The sequence below is a fragment of the Cellulomonas sp. P1_C4 genome (genome assembly GCF_056406355.1).
The window spans coordinates 42,141-61,545 of record NZ_JBFUAI010000019.1 but is presented as its reverse complement, the minus strand read 5'-3'; the positions used below and the strand labels follow the sequence as shown (position 1 = coordinate 61,545).

Below are 19,405 nucleotides of genomic sequence, written 5' to 3'. Positions count from 1 at the left end.
TCAGGCCTCCGTTCCGCTGTCAGTGGCCGGGGTCTCCGCGGGAGCGGAGGCGGCCTCGGTTGCCTCAGGAGCGTCGGCACGGTCGCGACGGGGAGCGCCGGCCCGGGGGCCACGGTCGCTGCGCTCGCCACGGTCCGTACGCGGGCCACGAGCCGGGCGCGGGGCCTGGGTCGCCTGCTCGCGAGCGAACTCCTTCTCGGTCATGTCGCCCTTGTAGACCCACACCTTGACGCCGATGCGCCCGAAGGTGGTGCGGGCCTCGAAGAAGCCGTAGTCGATGTTCGCGCGGAGCGTGTGCAGGGGCACACGGCCCTCGCGGTAGAACTCCGTGCGGCTCATCTCCGCGCCACCGAGGCGGCCGGAGACCTGCACGCGGATGCCCTTGGCACCGGCGCGCTGGGCCGACTGGATGCCCTTGCGCATGGCACGGCGGAACGAGACGCGGCTCGCCAGCTGCTCGGCGATGCCCTGGGCGACCAGCTGAGCCTCGATCTCGGCGTTCTTGACCTCGAGGATGTTCAGCTGCACCTGCTTGCCCGTGAGCTTCTCGAGCTCGCCGCGGATGCGGTCGGCCTCCGCGCCACGACGCCCGATGACGATGCCCGGGCGGGCGGTGTGGATGTCGACGCGAACGCGGTCACGCGTGCGCTCGATCTCGACCTTGGCGATGCCGGCACGCTCGAGGCCCGTGGCCATGAGCTTGCGGATCTTGACGTCCTCGCCCACGTAGTCGCGGTAGCGCTGACCCGGCTTCGTCGAGTCGGCGAACCAACGCGAGCGGTGGTCGGTCGTGATGCCCAGGCGGTACCCGAGCGGGTTGACTTTCTGTCCCACTATCGGGCCCGTCCCTTCGTCTCGCGCTCAGCGACGACCACGGTGATGTGGCTCGTCCGCTTGAGGATCTGGCTGGCCCGACCCTGCGCTCGCGGACGGAACCGCTTGAGCGTCGGACCCTCGTCGACGAACACCTCGGAGATGTAGAGGTCCGCCTCGTCCAGACGCTCGTTCGACCGCTTGGCGGTCTCCCGAGCGTTGGCGATTGCGCTCTCCACAACCTTGAGCACCGTCTCCCCCGCGGCCTGCGGCGCGAACTTCAGCACCGCCACGGCCTCGCCGGCCTGCTTGCCACGGATGAGGTCCACGACGCGCCGGGCCTTCTGGGGCGTGACGCGGACGAACCGCGCCTTCGCCTTGGCTTCCATTGCTGTCCTGCCTTCTTGTCTCTGCCGGTGAGGGCGTCGCCTGGCTGACCCGGGGGTCAGCGGCGACGACCCTTCCGGTCGTCCTTCTCGTGGCCGCGGAACGTCCGCGTCGGAGCGAACTCGCCGAGCTTGTGCCCGACCATCGCCTCCGTCACGAACACCGGGGTGTGCTTGCGTCCGTCGTGCACAGCGAACGTGTGGCCGAGGAAGTCCGGCGTGATGACCGAACGGCGCGACCACGTCTTGATGACGTTCTTCGTGCCGGCGGTGTTCTGGACGTCGACCTTCTTCTGCAGGTGACCGTCGACGAACGGGCCCTTCTTCAGGCTACGTGGCATCTCAGGCTCCTATCAGCGCTTGTTCTTGCCGGTGCGCCGACGGCGCACGATGAGCTTGTCGCTCGGCTTGTTCGGACGACGGGTACGGCCCTCGGCCTGGCCCCACGGGCTGACGGGGTGACGTCCACCGGACGTCTTGCCCTCGCCACCACCGTGCGGGTGGTCGATCGGGTTCATGGCGACACCACGGACGGTCGGGCGCTTGCCCTTCCAGCGCATGCGGCCGGCCTTGCCCCAGTTGATGTTCGACTGCTCGGCGTTGCCCACCTCGCCGACCGTCGCGCGGCAGCGCAGGTCGACGTTGCGGATCTCACCGGACGGCATACGCAGCTGGGCGTAGGGGCCGTCCTTGGCGACGAGCTGCACGGACGCACCAGCCGAGCGGGCGATCTTCGCACCGCCGCCGGGCCGCAGCTCGATGGCGTGGATGACCGTACCGGTCGGGATGTTGCGCAGCGGCAGGTTGTTGCCGGGCTTGATGTCGGCGCCGGGGCCGTTCTCGATGCGGTCACCCTGCGACAGCTTGTTGGGCGCGATGATGTAGCGCTTCTCGCCGTCGGCGTAGTGCAGCAGCGCGATACGGGCGGTGCGGTTGGGGTCGTACTCGATGTGAGCGACCTTGGCCGGCACGCCGTCCTTGTCATGGCGACGGAAGTCGATGACGCGGTACGCACGCTTGTGACCGCCACCCTGGTGGCGCGTGGTGATGCGACCCGTGGAGTTACGGCCGCCCGTCTTGTGGAGGGGACGGACGAGCGACTTCTCCGGAGTGGAGCGCGTGATCTCGACGAAGTCGGCGACGCTGGAGCCACGACGGCCCGGCGTGGTCGGCTTGTACTTGCGGATTCCCATGTGTTCTCAGTCCTTCGCTCAGCCGACCGGACCACCGAAGATGTCGATCGTGCCCTCGCGGAGGGTGACGATCGCACGCTTCGTGTTCTTGCGGCGGCCGATGCCGAAACGGGTCCGACGGGCCTTGCCCTGACGGTTCGCGGTGTTGACCGAGTCGACCTTGACGCCGAAGACCTGCTCGACGGCAATCTTGATCTCGGTCTTGTTCGCCCGCGGGTCGACGAGGAAGGTGTACTTCCCCTCGTCGAGCAGGCCGTAGCTCTTCTCGGAGACGACCGGCGCGATCAGGATGTCGCGCGGGTTCTTGCCGATGTCGGTCACTTGGTCTCCTCCTCGGACTCGGAGGAGGTGGCCACCGCGGAGGCACCCTTGACGGGGCCCGCCAGGAACGCGTCGAGCGCGCCCTGCGTGAACACCACATCGTCCGAGATCAGGACGTCGTAGGTGTTGAGCTGGTCAGCGACCAGCAGGTGCACCCGCTCGACGTTCCGCAGCGACTTCCACGTGATCTCGTCCTGACGCTCGACGACGACCAGGACGTGCTTGCGCCCCGACAGGTTGTCGAGCACGGCGAGCGCGGACTTGGTCGAGGGCGCGGTGCCCGGGGCGAAGCCCGAGACGACGTGCACGCGGCCAGCGCGAGCGCGGTCCGAGAGAGCACCGCGGAGCGCCGCGGCCTTCATCTTCTTGGGGGTGCGCTGCGAGTAGTCACGCGGGGTGGGGCCGTGGACGACGCCACCACCGGCGAACTGCGGAGCACGCGTCGAACCCTGACGGGCGCGGCCGGTGCCCTTCTGCTTGTACGGCTTGCGTCCACCACCACGGACCTCGCCACGGCTCTTCGTGTCGTGGGTGCCCTGGCGTGCCGCCGCGAGCTGCGCGACGACGACCTGGTGGATCAGCGGGATGTTGGTCTGCACGTCGAAGACGTCCGCGGGCAGGTCGGCCGAGCCGGCCTTCTTGCCCTGGGCGTCGACGACGTCGACAGTCAGCGTGTCACTCATGGTCACGCCCCCTTCACAGCGGAACGCACGACCACGACGCCACCCTTGGGGCCGGGAACGGCACCCTTGACGAGGATGAAACCCCGCTCGACGTCGACCGCGTGCACGGTCAGGTTCTGGGTGGTCTGGCGGTCCACGCCCATGCGACCGGCCATCTTGATGCCCTTGAACACGCGCGACGGCGTCGAAGCGCCACCGATCGAGCCGGGCTTGCGGTGGTTGCGGTGCGCACCGTGCGAGGCGCCGACGCCGTGGAAGCCGTGACGCTTCATGACACCGGCGGTGCCCTTGCCCTTGGTGGTGCCGATGACGTCCACGAGCGAGCCGGCCTCGAAGAGGTCGACCGTGAGCTCCTGGCCGAGCGTGAACTCGGAGGCGTTCGGCGTGCGGATCTCGGCCACGTGCCGGCGCGGCGTGACGCCGGCCTTCTCGAAGTGGCCCTTCAGCGGCTTGGTGACCTTGCGCGGGTCGATCTGGCCGTGGGCCAGCTGGACCGCGGCGTAGCCGTCAGCGTCAGCGGAGCGCACCTGGGTCACGACGTTCGTGCCGACAGCGACGACGGTGACCGGGACGAGACGACCGTTGTCGTCCCACACCTGGGTCATACCGAGCTTCGTGCCGAGCAGAGCCGTGACTGCGCGCTCGTTCTGCTGGGTAACCATAGAAATCAGTTCCTTCCCAGCGTCAGAGCTTGATCTCGATGTTCACGTCCGCAGGCAGGTCGAGACGCATGAGCGAGTCGACGGCCTTCGGCGTGGGATCGATGATGTCGATGAGCCGCTTGTGCGTGCGCATCTCGAAGTGCTCGCGGCTGTCCTTGTACTTGTGGGGCGACCGGATGACGCAGAACACGTTCTTCTCCGTCGGCAGCGGCACCGGACCCACGACCGACGCACCAGCGCGAGTCACCGTGTCGACGATCTTGCGCGCCGAGCTGTCGATGACTTCGTGGTCGTAGGACTTGAGCCTGATGCGGATCTTCTGTCCCGCCATGGCGCTTCTACTTCCCTCTGTTTGGAACCGGCCCGTCCGACCCCCGCACTCGGGCGTGTCGCTTGGCGCGACACACCACCCTGCTGCGTACCGTGTCCGGCACAAGATCGGTGGTTGTTGTCGGGCGTCAACCACCGGGTGATCCCGGGGTCCAGACGCCGTCCACGTGTGTGAGCCCCGTCGTGTGCAGCGCGCGCGAGCACGCCGCCCTCAACTAGGCAACCTGAACAGTGTGCCAGAGTGCGCCACGGAACTCCAATCGCCTGGGTCACACCCGAGGCGCGGATCCGCGTGATCTCGCGCACAAGGACGCGGTCCCGGCGCGGGAGCTGACGCGTGAGCTCGACCGGCCCCGGTCAGGCCGGGTGGTCCGCACGCAGGTAGTGCAGGACGGCCAGGACACGGCGGTTGTCGCCCGCCGATTCGTGGAGGTCCAGCTTCCGCAACATCGTGCGGACGTTCGACTCGACCGTCTTCTCGCTCAGGAACAGCTGGTCGGCGATGGCGGCGTTGGACCGCCCCTCGGCCATGATCGCGAGCACCTCCCGCTCTCGGGCCGAGAGCGTCTCGAGCGGACCGGGGCGACGCGGTCGCCGCAGCAGGGTGCTGACGATCGTCGGGTCGACGACGCACTCCCCCGCCACCACCCGTCGGAGGGCATCGAGCAGCACGCCCAGGTGCGAGACGCGGTCCTTGAGCAGGTAGCCGATGTGGCCAGGGACCTCCTCGAGCAAGCCGGTCGCGTAGTGCGACTCGAGGTACTGCGAGAGGACGAGCACCCCGAGCTCCGGCCTCGTGGCGTGCAGGTCGCGGGCGGCCCGCAGCCCCTCGTCAGTGTGGGTCGGGGGCATGCGGATGTCGACGATGACCGCATCCGGTTCCGTCCGCACGACCTCGTGCATGAGCACAGTGGCGTTGTCGGCGACACCGACGACGTCGACCCCGCTGTCGGTGAGCAGCTTGGCCAGGCCGTCGCGCAGCAGCAGCGAGTCGTCCGCGATGACGACCTTCACCGCGCACCCCCCGTCGGGATGCTCGCGGCGATGACCGTGCCGTGCCCGGGCGGGCTGGTCACCTCGAACGTCCCGCCCAGGGCGGCGACGCGGTCGGCAAGGCCCTGGAGGCCGCCGCCGGCAGGGTCGGCTCCGCCGACGCCGTCGTCGGCGATCTCGACGTGCACCGAGCCGTCCACCTGACGTACGGCGACATGGACGTCCCGAGCGCGGGCATGCTTGGTGGCATTCGTCATGGCCTCGCTGCACATGAAGTAGACGGCCGACTCGATGATCTCGGGCAGTCGTCCCACCGTGACGGTCGCGTCGGCGGGCAGGACGGCCTGCAGGCCGTGAGTGGCGAGCACCTCGGGTCGCAGTCCATGCGCGAAGCGGCCCAGCTCGACCCGCGCCGCGGCCGTCGCCTCGCTGAGCGCCCGCAGCTCGGTCCGCATGTTGGGGTCGGCGGGAACAGCCGTTCGCAACAGCTGCTCGGCTCGTTCCAGGTCGCGTGCCGGGCCGTCGGCGAGATCGGCCAGCAGCAGGCGGCTTTGCTCGTCGGTCGCCTCGACCAGACGTCGTCGGGCGGCGGTCAGCTCCGTCGCCCGCGTGGCGATGTCATCCCGGAGCCGCTGGTTCGCCACGGCGAGCCGTAGGGCCGCGACGGCGCCGGAGAGGAGTGCCGGGTCGTCGAGCAGGCCGCGGTCGTGAACCAGCACCGCCACCACCTGCCCCTCGTCCGTCACGCGGGTGACCGCCTGTTCGCGCCCGTCTGTGTCGATCGGGTCGCCGGCCTCGTCGAGGAACGCCCCGTCCGGTCGGGCATACCCGAGGCGCAGCGTCGCGTCACCCAGGGCGCGGCGCAGCTCCGCTTCGAGGCCGGCATGCTGGTGGTCACCGCCGAGCTGGGTGACGAGGTCGGCGACGGTGGCGTCGGTCCAGCCACCGTGCAGCAGGTCGAGCGCCAGCCAGCCCGCGACGAGGATCATGACGGCGTCGTACGCCAGGGCCAGCGCGTCGTCGGCCTGCCAGTCCAGCAGCTGATTGAGGGCGCCGAGGCCGACGACCGAGGCGAACATCAGCGCGGCGATCAGCGCCGGCAGGCCCGCCTTGCGCGCCGGGCCGGACGTTCGCAGGTAGGTGTCCAGGGCAGCCAGCGCGATGACGACCGCCACCGCGGCCGTGATCGACGGCGCCGAGGCCCACCCCTCGGCGACCGCCCAGGCGTACGCGCCGACGACGACGAGCCGAGTCGGCCAGCGGTGCAGCCTCCCCGTCGGGTAGGACAGGTGCAGGTGGACCATCGGACCACGGTGCAGGAACACGAGATACGCGCTGGCATCGCCCAGGAACCAGGTGGCGGACGCCAGGCCGAGCAGCAGGCCGACCCGGTGGCCGGGCCTGCGGAACAGGACAAGCGTCGCGGCGCCCACCAGCACGAGCCCGACTGCCAGGTCGGCCGCGGCCAAGGTCCGCCCGGACACCGACTCACCGGGCCAGCTCGGCCACGGCGGCTGCCGTGAGGCGGGACTTGGGGACGAATCCGCGCGCCCGGGTGGTGGCCAGCCGGTCGGCGTACTCGGACGCGTCCCGGCTGGAGGTGAGCACGACCGCGGGCGGATCCGGATGCTGCGTCAGGTGCTCGCACACGTCGAACCCGTTGCCGTCCGGCAGCGCGACGTCGAGCAGGACGACCTCGGGGTGCAGCTCTGCCACCCGGGTGACGGCCTCGGCGGCGCCCGCGGCCTCGCCGACGACGTCGTACCCGGCAGCCTCGAACATCCGCCGCGCGACAGCACGGAAACCGGCGTGGTCGTCGACGATCAGGAATCGGACCGCTGTCACCTGTCGATGGTGGCAGCGGCCCGTCCTTCCCGCACCAGTGCTGGCCCTATTTCCCCTGCAGCACCCAGGGGTGACTCGCCCACACCACTTCGACGTCGCACCCGGTCGTCGAGCGCGGGTTCGCCAGCGTGAGAGTCGTGCCGTCGAACGTGAAATCGAAGACCGTCGGCTCGATGCTCGGTTGGTCCTCGGCCAGCTCGAAGTTGTCCCGGTAGGTCTTGTAGCTGCCGGACCAGCCGAGCTTCCGGCTGCCGGTGAAGTAGTCGTACTGGCGGATCTGGTCACCCTTCACGTCCATCTCGACCTTGAACGGCTTGGAGCTCGTTGCGGCCGGGTTGTAGAAGGGGTCCCCGGGCTCGCAGTACTTGGGGATGTCGCCTGCCAGGTCGGCGGTGTACCCGTACGTGCCGTCGGGCAGGACGCCACCGGGCTGCGGCGCATCGTCGACACCATCGCAGGTGACCGTGTCGGGCGGGGTGGCCGATTCGGCCTTCAGGGCGCGGATCTGCTCGAGCCACGCCTTGCTCTTCGCACTGGCGGCCGCGATCTGCTCGTACACCGGCTGGAACGCGGTCTCGAACTGTGCGAGCTGTGCCGGCGTCGAGGACGACAGGGTGATTCCCGCCTTGCACAGGTCGGGGACAACGTCCGTGTCCTCTGAGCGCGATGCGTCCAGCGCGGCGCTCTGGGTCACCTTCACGGCATCGCGGAGGGTCTCCTGCTGCCCGGCTGACAGCTGCTTCCACGCGTCGGGTGCAGCGATGATCGCCAGCGGGCGCGGCCACAGGTTGAGGTTGCCGACGACGTCCGTCGCTCCCTGCTCCTCGTAGTGGTTGCCCCACACGAGCCCGATCTGCGGGTCGTACGCGTCGACCTGGTCGATGGGCGCACCCGTGCCCAGGTGGACGGCGGTCGCGCCGAGCGCGCGGTACGCCGCTTCGGCCAGAGCCGCCGTCTGGGTCCCGACGACCTTGCCCTGGAATGTGTCCGGCGAGGTGAACGGGTCGGCCTTGCTCATCGGCCGACGCAGCGGCCCTGGCAGGACTCCCACCCCGACGACACCGATCTTGTCGACCCCGGCGAGCATCTCATCCGGGATCCCGGCGTCGAACACCTTCCCCTGGAGGTCCTGGCTGTCGATGAGCAACGGCGCGAGCATCGCCTGGAAGTCGGTATCGCCCAGGGTGTCGAAGACCCGCGGCCCGACCCATGCCAAGTCGTAGGTCCCGTCCTTCACGTCCTGCACGATGCTCGACTCGTACTCGGGCTCGGGGTGGTGGATGTCGTCCTTGAACTCGATCGTCAGGGCGCCGTGAGACAGCTTGTCGACGTTCTCGGCGAACGTCGACAGCTGTTCCGGCGGCGAGCCGTTGGCGTCCCCCAGGGTCAGCGTCGTGACCTCCGTGCCGGCGTTGCCACCGGCGCGGTCGTTGCTGGTACATCCCGTCGTCACGAGCCCGACGACCGCGACCGTCGCAGCCAGTTGAGCGATCCTTGTCCGTCGCATTGCGCACCTCCCCGTTCGGATGCACCGACGCTATGGACGCGTGGCCGCCGCAACACCCGGGGTAGCCCTCGTTGATCGGGCGTTCGGGCGAGTGCTGACCATCGTCCCGCGAGGACCCACTCGGTGCCACGATCTACTCATGCCGATCCGGCTGGCGATCATGGCGTGCGGCGTCCTGGTGGGCGCGTTCACGCTCTCGGTCGCGCGCGACGGGCCGGCGTTCTCGGCCACGCAGGGAACGCTGGGCGGACTCGCGCTGCTGCTGGGCGCCTGCGTGGCATTGACGGGCGCCGCGGCCTGGAACGCGACCCGGCGCGGACGGCGTGCGGTCGCGGTCCTGCTGCTCCTCGCGGCCCTCGCCTGGTGCCTCGCCGAATGGGGCAATCCCGCGGCCGGGAGCGTCGTGTTCACGATCGGACTGGCCTTCTTCGCGGCGACGCCCGTGCTCGTCCTGCACGCCGCCGCCGCCGCGGCCGGGATCACCACGAGCCGGTCCGCCCGGATCGTGGTGGTGTCCGGCTACGTCGTGATGCTCGGCGCGGTGGGAGCAGCGAGCGCCCTCACCTTCGATACCGACGCGTCCGGCTGTGCGTGGTGCTCGACGAATCTGCTCGACCTGGTGCACGGGACCGACGCGTGGACACGGGCAGGCGAGCTCGGCGTCCAGGCCGGGACCGTCTGGCTGTGCGCGGCCGTCCTGCTGCTCGGGTGGTGGTTCCTTCGGGCGCGCGGGTTGCAGCGCCGGGACGCTTCCTGGTTCGTCGCCGCGGCGACCGCCTACCTGACGGTGGAGCTCCTCCGGTACGCGCGCAGCCTGGACAGTGGTCAGTTCGCCTCGGGGGCGGATGCCCGCAGGCTGTGGCAGCTCGAGGCACTGTGCCTGATCGCCGTGGCGCTCGCGGCGGTCGGGGACGTGCTGCGGGCCCGCAGGGCCGAACGGGCGCTGACCCGGGTGGTGAGCGAGCTGGGCAGCGCCGACGACCTGACCGCGGGCCTCGCCCGACGGGTGGGTGATCCGGACCTGCACGTGGCCTACCCGTCAGGCGACGGCGACCGCTACCTGGACGGCTCAGGCCGCCCGGTGGATCTCACGGCCAGGCCCGGCCGCACCCTGACTGCCGTGGAGCGCTCGGGGACGACCGTGGCGGTGATCACCCACCGATCGGGCATCTCGCCGCGCCGGGTCCGTGAGCTCGCGGACGCCGTGCGCCTGGCCCTCGACCACGAGCGGCTCCGCGTCCAGGCACTCGCCCAGCTGGACGATCTGCGCCGGTCCGGGGCGCGCCTCGTGGCCGCCGGCGATGCCGAACGCCGCCGGTTGGAGCGGGACCTGCACGACGGGGCGCAGCAGCACCTCGTCACCCTGCTGCTGTCGCTCCGCCTGGCCCGCCGGGAGCCGGGCGAGCTGGCCGAGGTCGAGCGGCTGCTCGAGTCGTCGGTCGAACGGCTGCGCACCGTCGCACGCGGGCTGTACCCGGTCCTGCTGGAGCGGGCAGGGCTCGCCGTGGCCCTCGGAGCGCTCGCCGAGACTCGGCCGCTGCGGATCGACTCGCTTCCGGACGGCCCTCTGCCCGCACTCGTCGAATCCACCGCGTATCTGGTGGTCCAGCGCGCGTCGCGGCTGGCCCCGTCGAGCGTCCGGATCGCGTCGGCCACCGGAACGTTGGAAGTGCGGGTACACGTCGACGGGGGCGTGCCCAACCTCGCGACGGTCACAGACCGGGTCACCACCCTGGACGGCACCATGCGGGTCGATCCGTCCGACGGTATGACCACCGTGACAGCCACCCTGCCGTTGCCGTCTGATCTCCCGGTCGCGGACGGTCCCGCGTAGCCCGTGGGGACAGGGACACAGAAGGGCCCGGGAGCCGAAGCTCCCGGGCCCTTCTCATCGATCAGCTGCCCCGAGGGGCGAGCATCACTTGATGATCTTGATGACCTTGCCCGAGCCGACGGTGCGGCCACCCTCGCGGATGGCGAAGCCGAGGCCCTCCTCCATCGCGATGGGCTGGATGAGGTTCACGTGGATCTCGGTGTTGTCGCCGGGCATGACCATCTCGGTGCCCTCGGGCAGCGTGATGACGCCGGTGACGTCGGTGGTGCGGAAGTAGAACTGGGGGCGGTAGTTCCCGTAGAACGGGTTGTGACGGCCACCCTCGTCCTTGGCCAGGATGTAGACCTGGCCCTCGAACTCGGTGTGGGGCGTGATCGAGCCGGGCTTGACGACGACCTGGCCGCGCTCGACCTCCTCGCGCTTCGTGCCACGCAGGAGCAGACCGACGTTCTCGCCGGCCTCGGCGTAGTCGAGCAGCTTGCGGAACATCTCGACGCCGGTGACCGTGGTCTTGATCGCCTTCTCCTTGATGCCGACGATCTCCACCTCCTCGTTCACCTTGAGCTTGCCGCGCTCCACGCGACCGGTGACGACGGTGCCACGACCGGTGATCGTGAAGACGTCCTCGATCGGCATGAGGAAGGGCTTGTCGATGTCGCGCACCGGGTCCGGCACGTTCTCGTCGACAGCCTCGAGCAGGTCCTCGACGGACTTGACCCAGACCGGGTCGCCCTCGAGCGCCTTCAGGCCGGAGACGCGCACGACGGGGACGTCGTCGCCGTCGAAGCCCTGGGCCGAGAGGAGCTCGCGCACCTCGACCTCGACGAGCTCCAGGATCTCCTCGTCGTCGACCATGTCGGTCTTGTTCAGCGCGACGAGCAGGTAGGGCACGCCGACCTGACGGGCGAGCAGGACGTGCTCACGCGTCTGGGCCATCGGGCCGTCGGTCGCCGCGACCACGAGGATGGCGCCGTCCATCTGCGCCGCACCCGTGATCATGTTCTTGATGTAGTCCGCGTGACCGGGAGCGTCGACGTGAGCGTAGTGACGCTTCTCCGTCTGGTACTCCACGTGCGCGATGTTGATGGTGATGCCGCGCTGCTTCTCCTCGGGCGCCTTGTCGATCTCGTCGAAAGGCGTGAAGGGGTTCAGGTCGGGGTACTTGTCGTGCAGCACCTTCGAGATGGCCGCCGTCAGCGTCGTCTTGCCGTGGTCGACGTGACCGATGGTGCCGATGTTGACGTGCGGCTTCGTCCGCTCGAACTTCGCCTTGCCCACTGGGTGTCCTCCTCAGGACTTGGTAGAGATTGGCCGACGTACTGCGGCTACCGGACGGTAGCCGCTTGACGCGGCGTCCTACGGGTCGGTTTGTGTGATGGAACTACAGGGTTCGACCTGTGGGACTACTCGCCCCGGGTCTTCTTGATGATTTCCTCGGCAACGTTCCGAGGAACCTCGGCGTAGCTGTCGAACTGCATCGAGTACACCGCGCGACCCTGGGTCTTCGACCGCAGGTCACCGACGTACCCGAACATCTCGGAGAGGGGCACCGTGGCGCGGATGACCTTCACGCCCGTTGCGTCCTCCATGGCAAGGATCATGCCGCGGCGCGAGTTGATGTCGCCGATGACGTCACCCATGTACTCCTCGGGAGTACGGACCTCGACGGCCATGACCGGCTCCAGCAGAACCGGGTCGGCCTTGCGGACCGCTTCCTTGAGGATCATCGAGCCCGCGATCTTGAACGCCATCTCCGAGGAGTCGACGTCGTGCGCGGCACCGTCGAGCAGGATCGCCTTGACGCCCACGAGCGGGAAGCCCGCGAGGACGCCGAGCTGCATCGCGCTCTGGATGCCGGCGTCGACCGACGGGATGTACTCGCGCGGGATGCGGCCACCGGTGACCTTGTTCGAGAACTCGTACAGCTCGCCCTCGGCGGGGTCCAGCGGCTCGAAGGTCATCTGGACCTTCGCGTACTGGCCCGAGCCACCGGTCTGCTTCTTGTGCGTGTAGTCGATCTTCTCGACCGAGCGACGGATCGTCTCGCGGTACGCGACCTGCGGCTTGCCGACGTTGGCCTCGACCTTGAACTCGCGACGCATGCGGTCCACGAGGATGTCGAGGTGGAGCTCGCCCATGCCGCCGATGACGGTCTGGCCGGTCTCCTCGTCGTGCTTGACGCGGAAGGTCGGGTCCTCCTCGGCGAGCTTCTGGATGGCCACGGAGAGCTTCTCCTGGTCACCCTTCGTCTTCGGCTCGATGGCGACGTCGATGACCGGCTCGGGGAACGTCATCGACTCGAGCACGACGGGGTGCGCCGGGTCGCTCAGGGTGTCACCGGTGGTGACGTCCTTGAGCCCGATGAAGGCGTAGATGTGGCCCGCCGTGGCGTCGTCGACCGGGTTCTCCTTGTTGGAGTGCATCTGGAAGAGCTTCCCGATGCGCTCCTTCTTGTTCTTGGTCGAGTTGAGCACCTGAGCGCCCTGCGACACCTTGCCCGAGTACACCCGGACGTAGGTGAGCTTGCCGAAGAACGGGTGCGACGCGACCTTGAACGCCAGGGCCGAGAACGGCTCCGTCGAGTCAGGGTGGCGCTCGACGACGAGCTCCGGGTCCTTCATGTCGTGGCCCTCGACCGCCGGGACGTCCAGGGGCGTCGGCAGGTAGTCGATGACGGCGTCGAGCATGGGCTGGACGCCCTTGTTCTTGAACGCCGAGCCGCACAGGACCGGGTACGCCTCGGACTTGACGGTGAGCTTGCGGATGCCGGCCTTGATCTCGGCGATCGTCAGCTCCTCGCCACCGAGGAACTTCTCGAGCAGGTCGTCGTCCGTCTCGGCGACGGCCTCGAGGAGCTCGGCGCGGTACTGCTCCGCCTTCTCCACCAGGTCGGCCGGGATGTCCTCGACCTCGTACTTCTCGCCCAGGGCGGTCTCGCCGCGCCACACGAGGGCACGCATGGTGACCAGGTCGACGACGCCGATGAAGTCGTTCTCGGAGCCGATCGGCAGCTGGATGACCAGCGGACGCGCCTTGAGGCGGTTCACGATGGTGTCGACGGTGAAGTAGAAGTCCGCGCCGAGCTTGTCCATCTTGTTGACGAAGCAGATGCGCGGGACGTCGTACTTGTCGGCCTGACGCCAGACGGTCTCCGACTGGGGCTCGACGCCCTCCTTGCCGTCGAAGACGGCAACGGCGCCGTCGAGGACGCGCAGCGAGCGCTCGACCTCGACCGTGAAGTCCACGTGGCCCGGGGTGTCGATGATGTTGATCTGGTTGTCGTGCCAGTAGCAGGTCGTCGCGGCGGACGTGATCGTGATGCCGCGCTCCTGCTCCTGCTCCATCCAGTCCATCGTCGACGCGCCGTCGTGCGTCTCACCGATCTTGTAGTTGACCCCGGTGTAGAACAGGATCCGCTCGGTGGTCGTCGTCTTGCCGGCATCGATGTGAGCCATGATGCCGATGTTGCGGACCTTCGTGAGGTCCGTCAGCACATCCAGTGCCACGTGAGTTGCCCCTTGTCGGTTGGCTTGGGTGGCGCCACCGGTCCGGCCCGAGGATCGGACCGGCGGCGCAGCGCCCGTGGGTGCCGGGATTACCAGCGGTAGTGCGCGAAGGCCTTGTTGGACTCGGCCATCTTGTGCATGTCCTCGCGACGCTTCACCGCGGCACCGAGGCCGTTGGACGCGTCGAGGATCTCGTTCATGAGGCGCTCGGTCATCGTCTTCTCGCGACGAGCGCGCGAGTAGTCGGTGAGCCAGCGCAGCGCGAGCGTGGTCTGGCGGACGGGGCGCACCTCGACGGGGACCTGGTAGGTCGCACCACCGACGCGGCGCGAACGCACCTCGAGCGACGGGCGGACGTTGTCCAGCGCGCGCTTGAGCACGACGACCGGGTCGCCCTGCGTCTTCTCACGGACACCCTCGAGGGCGCCGTAGACGATGTGCTCCGCGACGGACTTCTTGCCGTCGAGCAGGACCTTGTTGATCAGCTGCGTGACGACCGGGGACCCGTAGACGGGGTCGATGACGAGCGGCCGCTTCGGGGCCGGACCCTTGCGAGGCATCAGCCCACCTTCTTCGCGCCGTAGCGGCTACGCGCCTGCTTACGGTTCTTGACGCCCTGCGTGTCGAGCGCGCCACGGACGATCTTGTAACGGACACCCGGGAGGTCCTTCACGCGGCCACCGCGCACGAGCACGATGGAGTGCTCCTGCAGGTTGTGACCGACACCGGGGATGTACGCGGTGACCTCTACCTGGCTGGAGAGGCGGACGCGAGCGACCTTGCGGAGCGCCGAGTTCGGCTTCTTCGGGGTCGTGGTGTAGACGCGGGTGCAGACACCGCGTCGCTGGGGGGAGCCCTTGAGGGCAGGCGTCTTCGACTTGTTCGTCTTCGCCTGCCGGCCCTTGCGGACCAGCTGCTGGATCGTAGGCACTACGTCTCCGTCTGTTGGATGAATCTCTGGTCGACCGGCACCCGTCACCCTGGACGGCCGGCATGGTCGGGGTTCGTCGCCCGTCGCGCGACTACCCCGCAGGTCGTACGTCCCGCACCGACCCCCGCACCCGGGCGTGTCGCCCCGGTCCTCCGCACCGCATCCCGCAAGGTTGCCTTGACGGAGAGACGGCGCGGTGGGGGAAACCACCCGATGCTCCCGGACCCGCCCTTCCTGTTGACAGGAGGCGTCCACCGAGTGCATGCGCGAGAGCCCGACGGCGCGGGCACGGTGTCCTACGTTACCTGGCGCCCGGTGGGGCGTCAAAGCGGCTGCATACGACCGCGGGCGACGTGGATGAAATCAGAACAAGCCTGCGCCCTGGTCGATTCCCGAGCCAGGGACGAAAGGCCCGAGGGGGCCCACCGCGCGAACGGTGGACCCCCTAGGGGTGAGAGCAGATCGAGGTCAGCGGTAGTCGCCGAAGTCGATGTCCTCGAGCGGGATCGCCTCGCCGGAGCCGAGGCCCAGGGCGGGGAAGTCGATCTCGTCGTAGCCGAAGGTCGGGTACAGCTCGGCCTTGGCCTCCTCGGTGGGCTCGACCGCGATGTTGCCGTAGCGGGGCAGACCCGTTCCGGCCGGGATGAGCTTGCCGAGGATGACGTTCTCCTTGAGGCCGAGCAGCGGGTCGGAACGACCCGACATCGCGGCCTCGGTGAGCACCCGGGTGGTCTCCTGGAAGGAGGCCGCCGACAGCCACGAGTCCGTCGCGAGCGACGCCTTCGTGATGCCCATGAGCTCCGGACGACCCGAGGCCGGCTGGCCGCCCTCGGACACCGCAGCGCGGTTCGCGTCCTCGAAGCGCCCACGCTCGGCGAGCTCGCCGGGCAGCAGGTCGGTGGTGCCGGAGTCGAGGACCGTCACGCGACGCAGCATCTGCCGCACGATGACCTCGATGTGCTTGTCGTGGATGTCCACACCCTGCGACGAGTAGACGACCTGCACCTCGTCGACCAAGTGCTTCTGCGTCGCACGCGGGCCGAGGATGCGCAGGACCTTCTTCGGGTCGACCGCACCCTGGACCAGCTGGGTGCCGACGGAGACGTGGTCGCCGTCCGAGATCAGCAGGCGCGAGCGCTTGGTGATCGGGTAGGCGATCTCCTCCGAGCCGTCGTCCGGCGTGAGGACGAGGCGACGCGAACGGTCACCCTCCTCGACCGCGATGCGGCCCGAGAACTCCGCGATCGGCGCCTCACCCTTGGGGGTGCGGGCCTCGAAGAGCTCCTGGACGCGGGGCAGACCCTGCGTGATGTCGTCGGCCGACGCCACACCACCGGTGTGGAAGGTACGCATCGTCAGCTGCGTGCCGGGCTCACCGATCGACTGGGCCGCGATGATGCCGACGGCCTCGCCGATGTCGACGAGCTTGCCGGTGGCCAGCGAACGGCCGTAGCAGCGCGCGCAGGTGCCGACGCGGGACTCGCAGGTGAGCACCGAGCGGATCTTGAGCGTGTCGACGCCCGCCTCGAGGAGGCGGTCGAGCAGCACGTCGCCGACGTCGTCACCGGCGTGGCCGATGACCTCGCCGTCCACCTCGATGTCGCTCGCCAGCGTGCGCGAGTAGACGCTCGTCTCGACCTTGTCGTGACGGCGCAGGGCGCCGTCCGTACCAGGCACGCCGATCGGCATGGTCAGACCACGCTCGGTGCCGCAGTCGTCCTCACGGACGATGACGTCCTGCGAGACGTCCACCAGACGACGAGTCAGGTAGCCCGAGTCGGCGGTCCGCAGAGCGGTGTCCGCCAGACCCTTGCGGGCACCGTGCGTCGCGATGAAGTACTCGAGGACCGACAGCCCCTCGCGGTAGTTCGACTTGATCGGGCGAGGGATGATCTCGCCCTTCGGGTTGGCCACGAGGCCACGCATACCGGCGATCTGGCGGACCTGCATCCAGTTACCACGCGCACCCGAGCCGACCATCTTGTAGACGGTGTTCTGGCGCGGGAAGTTCTCCCGCATCGCGTCGGCGACCTTGTCGGTGGCCTGCGTCCAGATCTCGATGAGCTCCTGGCGACGCTCGTCGTCGGTGATGAGGCCCTTCTCGTACTGGCCCTGCACCTTCGCCGCGCGACCCTCGTGCGCCTCGAGGATCTCCGCCTTGGCCGCCGGGGTGGCGACGTCGGAGATGGAGATCGTGACGCCCGAGCGGGTGGCCCAGCGGAAGCCGGCCTCCTTCAGAGCGTCGAGCGAGGCCGCGACCTCGACCTTCGGGTAGCGCTCGGCCAGGTCGTTGACGATGACCGAGAGGCGCTTCTTGTCGACGACGCCGTTCTCGTACGGGTAGTCGACCGGCAGAAGCTCGTTGAACAGCGCGCGACCCAGGGTCGTCTCGAAGAGCAGTGCGTCGCCCTCGGTCCAGCCCTCGGGCGCCTCGTCCTCGGCCAGGACCAGGTCGTCGAAGCGGATCTTCACCACGGCGTTGAGGTCCAGGGAACCCTGGTCGAACGCCATGATCGCCTCGGACACCGTGCTGAACGCGCGGCCGGCGCCGAGCGCCTCGTCCTTGTCGTTGGTCAGGTGGTACAGGCCGATGATCATGTCCTGCGAGGGCATGGTCACCGGACGACCGTCCGACGGCTTGAGGATGTTGTTGCTCGAGAGCATGAGGATGCGGGCCTCGGCCTGCGCCTCGGCGCTCAGGGGCAGGTGGACGGCCATCTGGTCACCGTCGAAGTCCGCGTTGAACGCGGCGCAGACGAGCGGGTGCAGGTGGATGGCCTTGCCCTCGACCAGCTGGGGCTCGAACGCCTGGATGCCGAGACGGTGCAGCGTGGGTGCGCGGTTCAGCAGCACCGGGTGCTCCGTGATGACCTCCTCGAGCACGTCCCAGACGACGGGACGCGCGCGCTCGACCATGCGCTTGGCCGACTTGATGTTCTGCGCGTGGTTCAGGTCGACCAGGCGCTTCATCACGAACGGCTTGAACAGCTCGAGCGCCATCTGCTTGGGCAGGCCGCACTGGTGGAGCTTGAGCTGCGGGCCGACGACGATGACCGAACGGCCCGAGTAGTCGACGCGCTTGCCGAGCAGGTTCTGGCGGAACCGACCCTGCTTGCCCTTGAGCATGTCCGAGATGGACTTGAGCGGGCGGTTGCCCGGACCCGTCACCGGACGGCCACGGCGGCCGTTGTCGAACAGCGAGTCGACGGCCTCCTGGAGCATCCGCTTCTCGTTGTTGACGATGATCTCGGGCGCACCGAGGTCGAGCAGCCGCTTGAGGCGGTTGTTCCGGTTGATCACGCGGCGGTACAGGTCGTTCAGGTCCGAGGTGGCGAAACGGCCACCGTCGAGCTGGACCATCGGACGCAGGTCCGGCGGGATGACCGGGACGGCGTCGAGCACCATGCCGGTGGGCGAGTTGGTCGTCGTGAGGAACGCGTTGACGACCTTCAGGCGCTTGAGGGCACGCGTCTTGCGCTGGCCCTTGCCGGTCTTGATGATCTCGCGCAGCGAGTCGGACTCGGCCTCGAGGTCGAACGCCTCGAGGCGCTTCTGGATCGCCGCGGCGCCCATCGAGCCCTCGAAGTAGTTGCCGTACCGGTCCTGGAGCTGGCGGTACAGCATCTCGTCGCCCTCGAGGTCCGCGACCTTGAGGTTCTTGAACCGGTCCCAGACCTGGTCCAGGCGGTCGAGCTCGAGGTCGGCACGCTTGCGCAGCTGAGCCATCTCGCGCTCGGCCGAGTCGCGCACCTTGCGGCGGGCGTCGGCCTTGGCACCCTCGGCCTCCAGCTCGGCCAGGTCGGCCTCGAGCTTGGTGGCGCGGGTGTTGATGTCGTTGTCGCGGCGGTCCGAGATCTCCTTCTTCTCCAGGTCGATCCCGTTCTGGAGGTTGGGGAGGTCCTCGTGCCGGCCGTCGACGTCGACCCACGTGATCATGTAGGCCGCGAAGTAGATGACCTTCTCGAGGTCCTTCGGGGCGAGGTCGAGCAGGTAGCCGAGGCGCGACGGCACACCCTTGAAGAACCAGATGTGCGTGACGGGCGCGGCGAGCTCGATGTGGCCCATGCGCTCACGACGGACCTTCGAGCGGGTCACCTCGACGCCGCAGCGCTCGCAGATGATGCCCTTGAAGCGCACGCGCTTGTACTTGCCGCAGTAGCACTCCCAGTCGCGGGTGGGACCGAAGATCTTCTCGCAGAACAGGCCATCCTTCTCCGGCTTCAGGGTCCGGTAGTTGATGGTCTCGGGCTTCTTCACCTCACCGTGCGACCAGGCACGGATGTCGTCGGCCGAGGCAAGGCCGATACGCAGCTCGTCGAAGACGTTGACGTCGAGCAAGGGGGGTCCTACTTCCTTCGCTTGCCGGCAGAACCGGCTGAACGGAAATGTTGCTAAAGGTGC

At 68.7% G+C, this 19,405-nt stretch carries 18 protein-coding genes; 1 reads left to right on the top strand and 17 read right to left on the bottom strand.

Features of this window, described 5'->3' with window-relative positions:
• From rpsC to AC1DYZ_RS15330, 12 genes are all read right to left on the bottom strand, one after another.
• Positions 1 to 834: a 30S ribosomal protein S3 gene (rpsC, locus tag AC1DYZ_RS15385; RefSeq protein WP_456826471.1), complete on the bottom strand. Its 834-nt coding sequence runs from the start codon at positions 832 to 834 to the stop codon at positions 1 to 3.
• Positions 834 to 1,202 (bottom strand): 50S ribosomal protein L22, encoded by a 369-nt coding sequence (gene rplV, locus AC1DYZ_RS15380; RefSeq protein WP_055912156.1) that lies wholly within the window; start codon positions 1,200 to 1,202, stop codon positions 834 to 836. Before rplV ends, rpsC begins: the two co-directional genes overlap by 1 nt.
• Before the next feature lie 56 nt (positions 1,203 to 1,258).
• Complete coding sequence (gene rpsS / locus AC1DYZ_RS15375; RefSeq protein ID WP_055912154.1) at positions 1,259 to 1,540, bottom strand: 30S ribosomal protein S19; 282 nt, start codon at positions 1,538 to 1,540, stop codon at positions 1,259 to 1,261.
• A 12-nt stretch (positions 1,541 to 1,552) separates the two neighbouring features.
• On the bottom strand, positions 1,553 to 2,392 hold the full coding sequence (rplB, locus tag AC1DYZ_RS15370; RefSeq protein WP_055912153.1) for a 50S ribosomal protein L2: 840 nt from the start codon (positions 2,390 to 2,392) through the stop codon (positions 1,553 to 1,555).
• Between the two features lie 18 nt (positions 2,393 to 2,410).
• Positions 2,411 to 2,713: a 50S ribosomal protein L23 gene (gene rplW, locus AC1DYZ_RS15365; protein WP_456826472.1), complete on the bottom strand. Its 303-nt coding sequence runs from the start codon at positions 2,711 to 2,713 to the stop codon at positions 2,411 to 2,413.
• Positions 2,710 to 3,396, bottom strand: coding sequence for a 50S ribosomal protein L4 (gene rplD / locus AC1DYZ_RS15360; RefSeq protein ID WP_477066038.1), 687 nt, complete (start codon positions 3,394 to 3,396; stop codon positions 2,710 to 2,712). Before rplD ends, rplW begins: the two co-directional genes overlap by 4 nt.
• Before the next feature lie 2 nt (positions 3,397 to 3,398).
• Complete coding sequence (gene rplC, locus AC1DYZ_RS15355; protein ID WP_456826474.1) at positions 3,399 to 4,058, bottom strand: 50S ribosomal protein L3; 660 nt, start codon at positions 4,056 to 4,058, stop codon at positions 3,399 to 3,401.
• Positions 4,059 to 4,080: 22 nt separating this feature from the next.
• Complete coding sequence (rpsJ, locus tag AC1DYZ_RS15350; protein WP_013117879.1) at positions 4,081 to 4,389, bottom strand: 30S ribosomal protein S10; 309 nt, start codon at positions 4,387 to 4,389, stop codon at positions 4,081 to 4,083.
• Between the two features lie 356 nt (positions 4,390 to 4,745).
• Positions 4,746 to 5,402 (bottom strand): LuxR C-terminal-related transcriptional regulator, encoded by a 657-nt coding sequence (locus AC1DYZ_RS15345; protein WP_477066037.1) that lies wholly within the window; start codon positions 5,400 to 5,402, stop codon positions 4,746 to 4,748.
• Positions 5,399 to 6,865: a sensor histidine kinase gene (locus AC1DYZ_RS15340; RefSeq protein WP_477066036.1), complete on the bottom strand. Its 1,467-nt coding sequence runs from the start codon at positions 6,863 to 6,865 to the stop codon at positions 5,399 to 5,401. Before AC1DYZ_RS15340 ends, AC1DYZ_RS15345 begins: the two co-directional genes overlap by 4 nt.
• A 4-nt stretch (positions 6,866 to 6,869) precedes the next feature.
• Positions 6,870 to 7,226 carry a response regulator gene (locus tag AC1DYZ_RS15335; protein ID WP_477066035.1) on the bottom strand — a complete coding sequence of 119 codons (357 nt, stop codon included), beginning with the start codon at positions 7,224 to 7,226 and terminating at the stop codon, positions 6,870 to 6,872.
• Positions 7,227 to 7,272: 46 nt separating this feature from the next.
• The gene (locus AC1DYZ_RS15330) at positions 7,273 to 8,733 is read right to left on the bottom strand and encodes a TRAP transporter substrate-binding protein (protein WP_477066034.1); all 1,461 of its coding nucleotides are present in this window, start codon (positions 8,731 to 8,733) and stop codon (positions 7,273 to 7,275) included.
• A gap of 139 nt (positions 8,734 to 8,872) precedes the next feature.
• Here AC1DYZ_RS15330 and AC1DYZ_RS15325 point away from each other — a divergent pair, with 139 nt between their 5' ends.
• Positions 8,873 to 10,567, top strand: a complete 1,695-nt coding sequence (locus AC1DYZ_RS15325; protein ID WP_477066033.1) for a histidine kinase — start codon at positions 8,873 to 8,875, stop codon at positions 10,565 to 10,567.
• Between the two features lie 84 nt (positions 10,568 to 10,651).
• Here AC1DYZ_RS15325 and tuf read toward each other — a convergent pair whose 3' ends face one another.
• The 5 genes from tuf to AC1DYZ_RS15300 all read right to left on the bottom strand — a co-directional run bounded on the left by tuf (position 10,652) and on the right by AC1DYZ_RS15300 (position 19,342).
• Positions 10,652 to 11,845 carry an elongation factor Tu gene (gene tuf / locus AC1DYZ_RS15320; RefSeq protein ID WP_028045070.1) on the bottom strand — a complete coding sequence of 398 codons (1,194 nt, stop codon included), beginning with the start codon at positions 11,843 to 11,845 and terminating at the stop codon, positions 10,652 to 10,654.
• 125 nt (positions 11,846 to 11,970) lie between these two features.
• Positions 11,971 to 14,073 carry an elongation factor G gene (gene fusA / locus AC1DYZ_RS15315; protein ID WP_477066032.1) on the bottom strand — a complete coding sequence of 701 codons (2,103 nt, stop codon included), beginning with the start codon at positions 14,071 to 14,073 and terminating at the stop codon, positions 11,971 to 11,973.
• 89 nt (positions 14,074 to 14,162) lie between these two features.
• Positions 14,163 to 14,633: a 30S ribosomal protein S7 gene (gene rpsG / locus AC1DYZ_RS15310; protein ID WP_028045072.1), complete on the bottom strand. Its 471-nt coding sequence runs from the start codon at positions 14,631 to 14,633 to the stop codon at positions 14,163 to 14,165.
• Positions 14,633 to 15,004: a 30S ribosomal protein S12 gene (gene rpsL / locus AC1DYZ_RS15305; protein WP_013770160.1), complete on the bottom strand. Its 372-nt coding sequence runs from the start codon at positions 15,002 to 15,004 to the stop codon at positions 14,633 to 14,635. Before rpsL ends, rpsG begins: the two co-directional genes overlap by 1 nt.
• 468 nt (positions 15,005 to 15,472) lie before the next feature.
• Positions 15,473 to 19,342 carry a DNA-directed RNA polymerase subunit beta' gene (locus AC1DYZ_RS15300; protein ID WP_477066031.1) on the bottom strand — a complete coding sequence of 1,290 codons (3,870 nt, stop codon included), beginning with the start codon at positions 19,340 to 19,342 and terminating at the stop codon, positions 15,473 to 15,475.
• Positions 19,343 to 19,405: the final 63 nt, after the last annotated feature.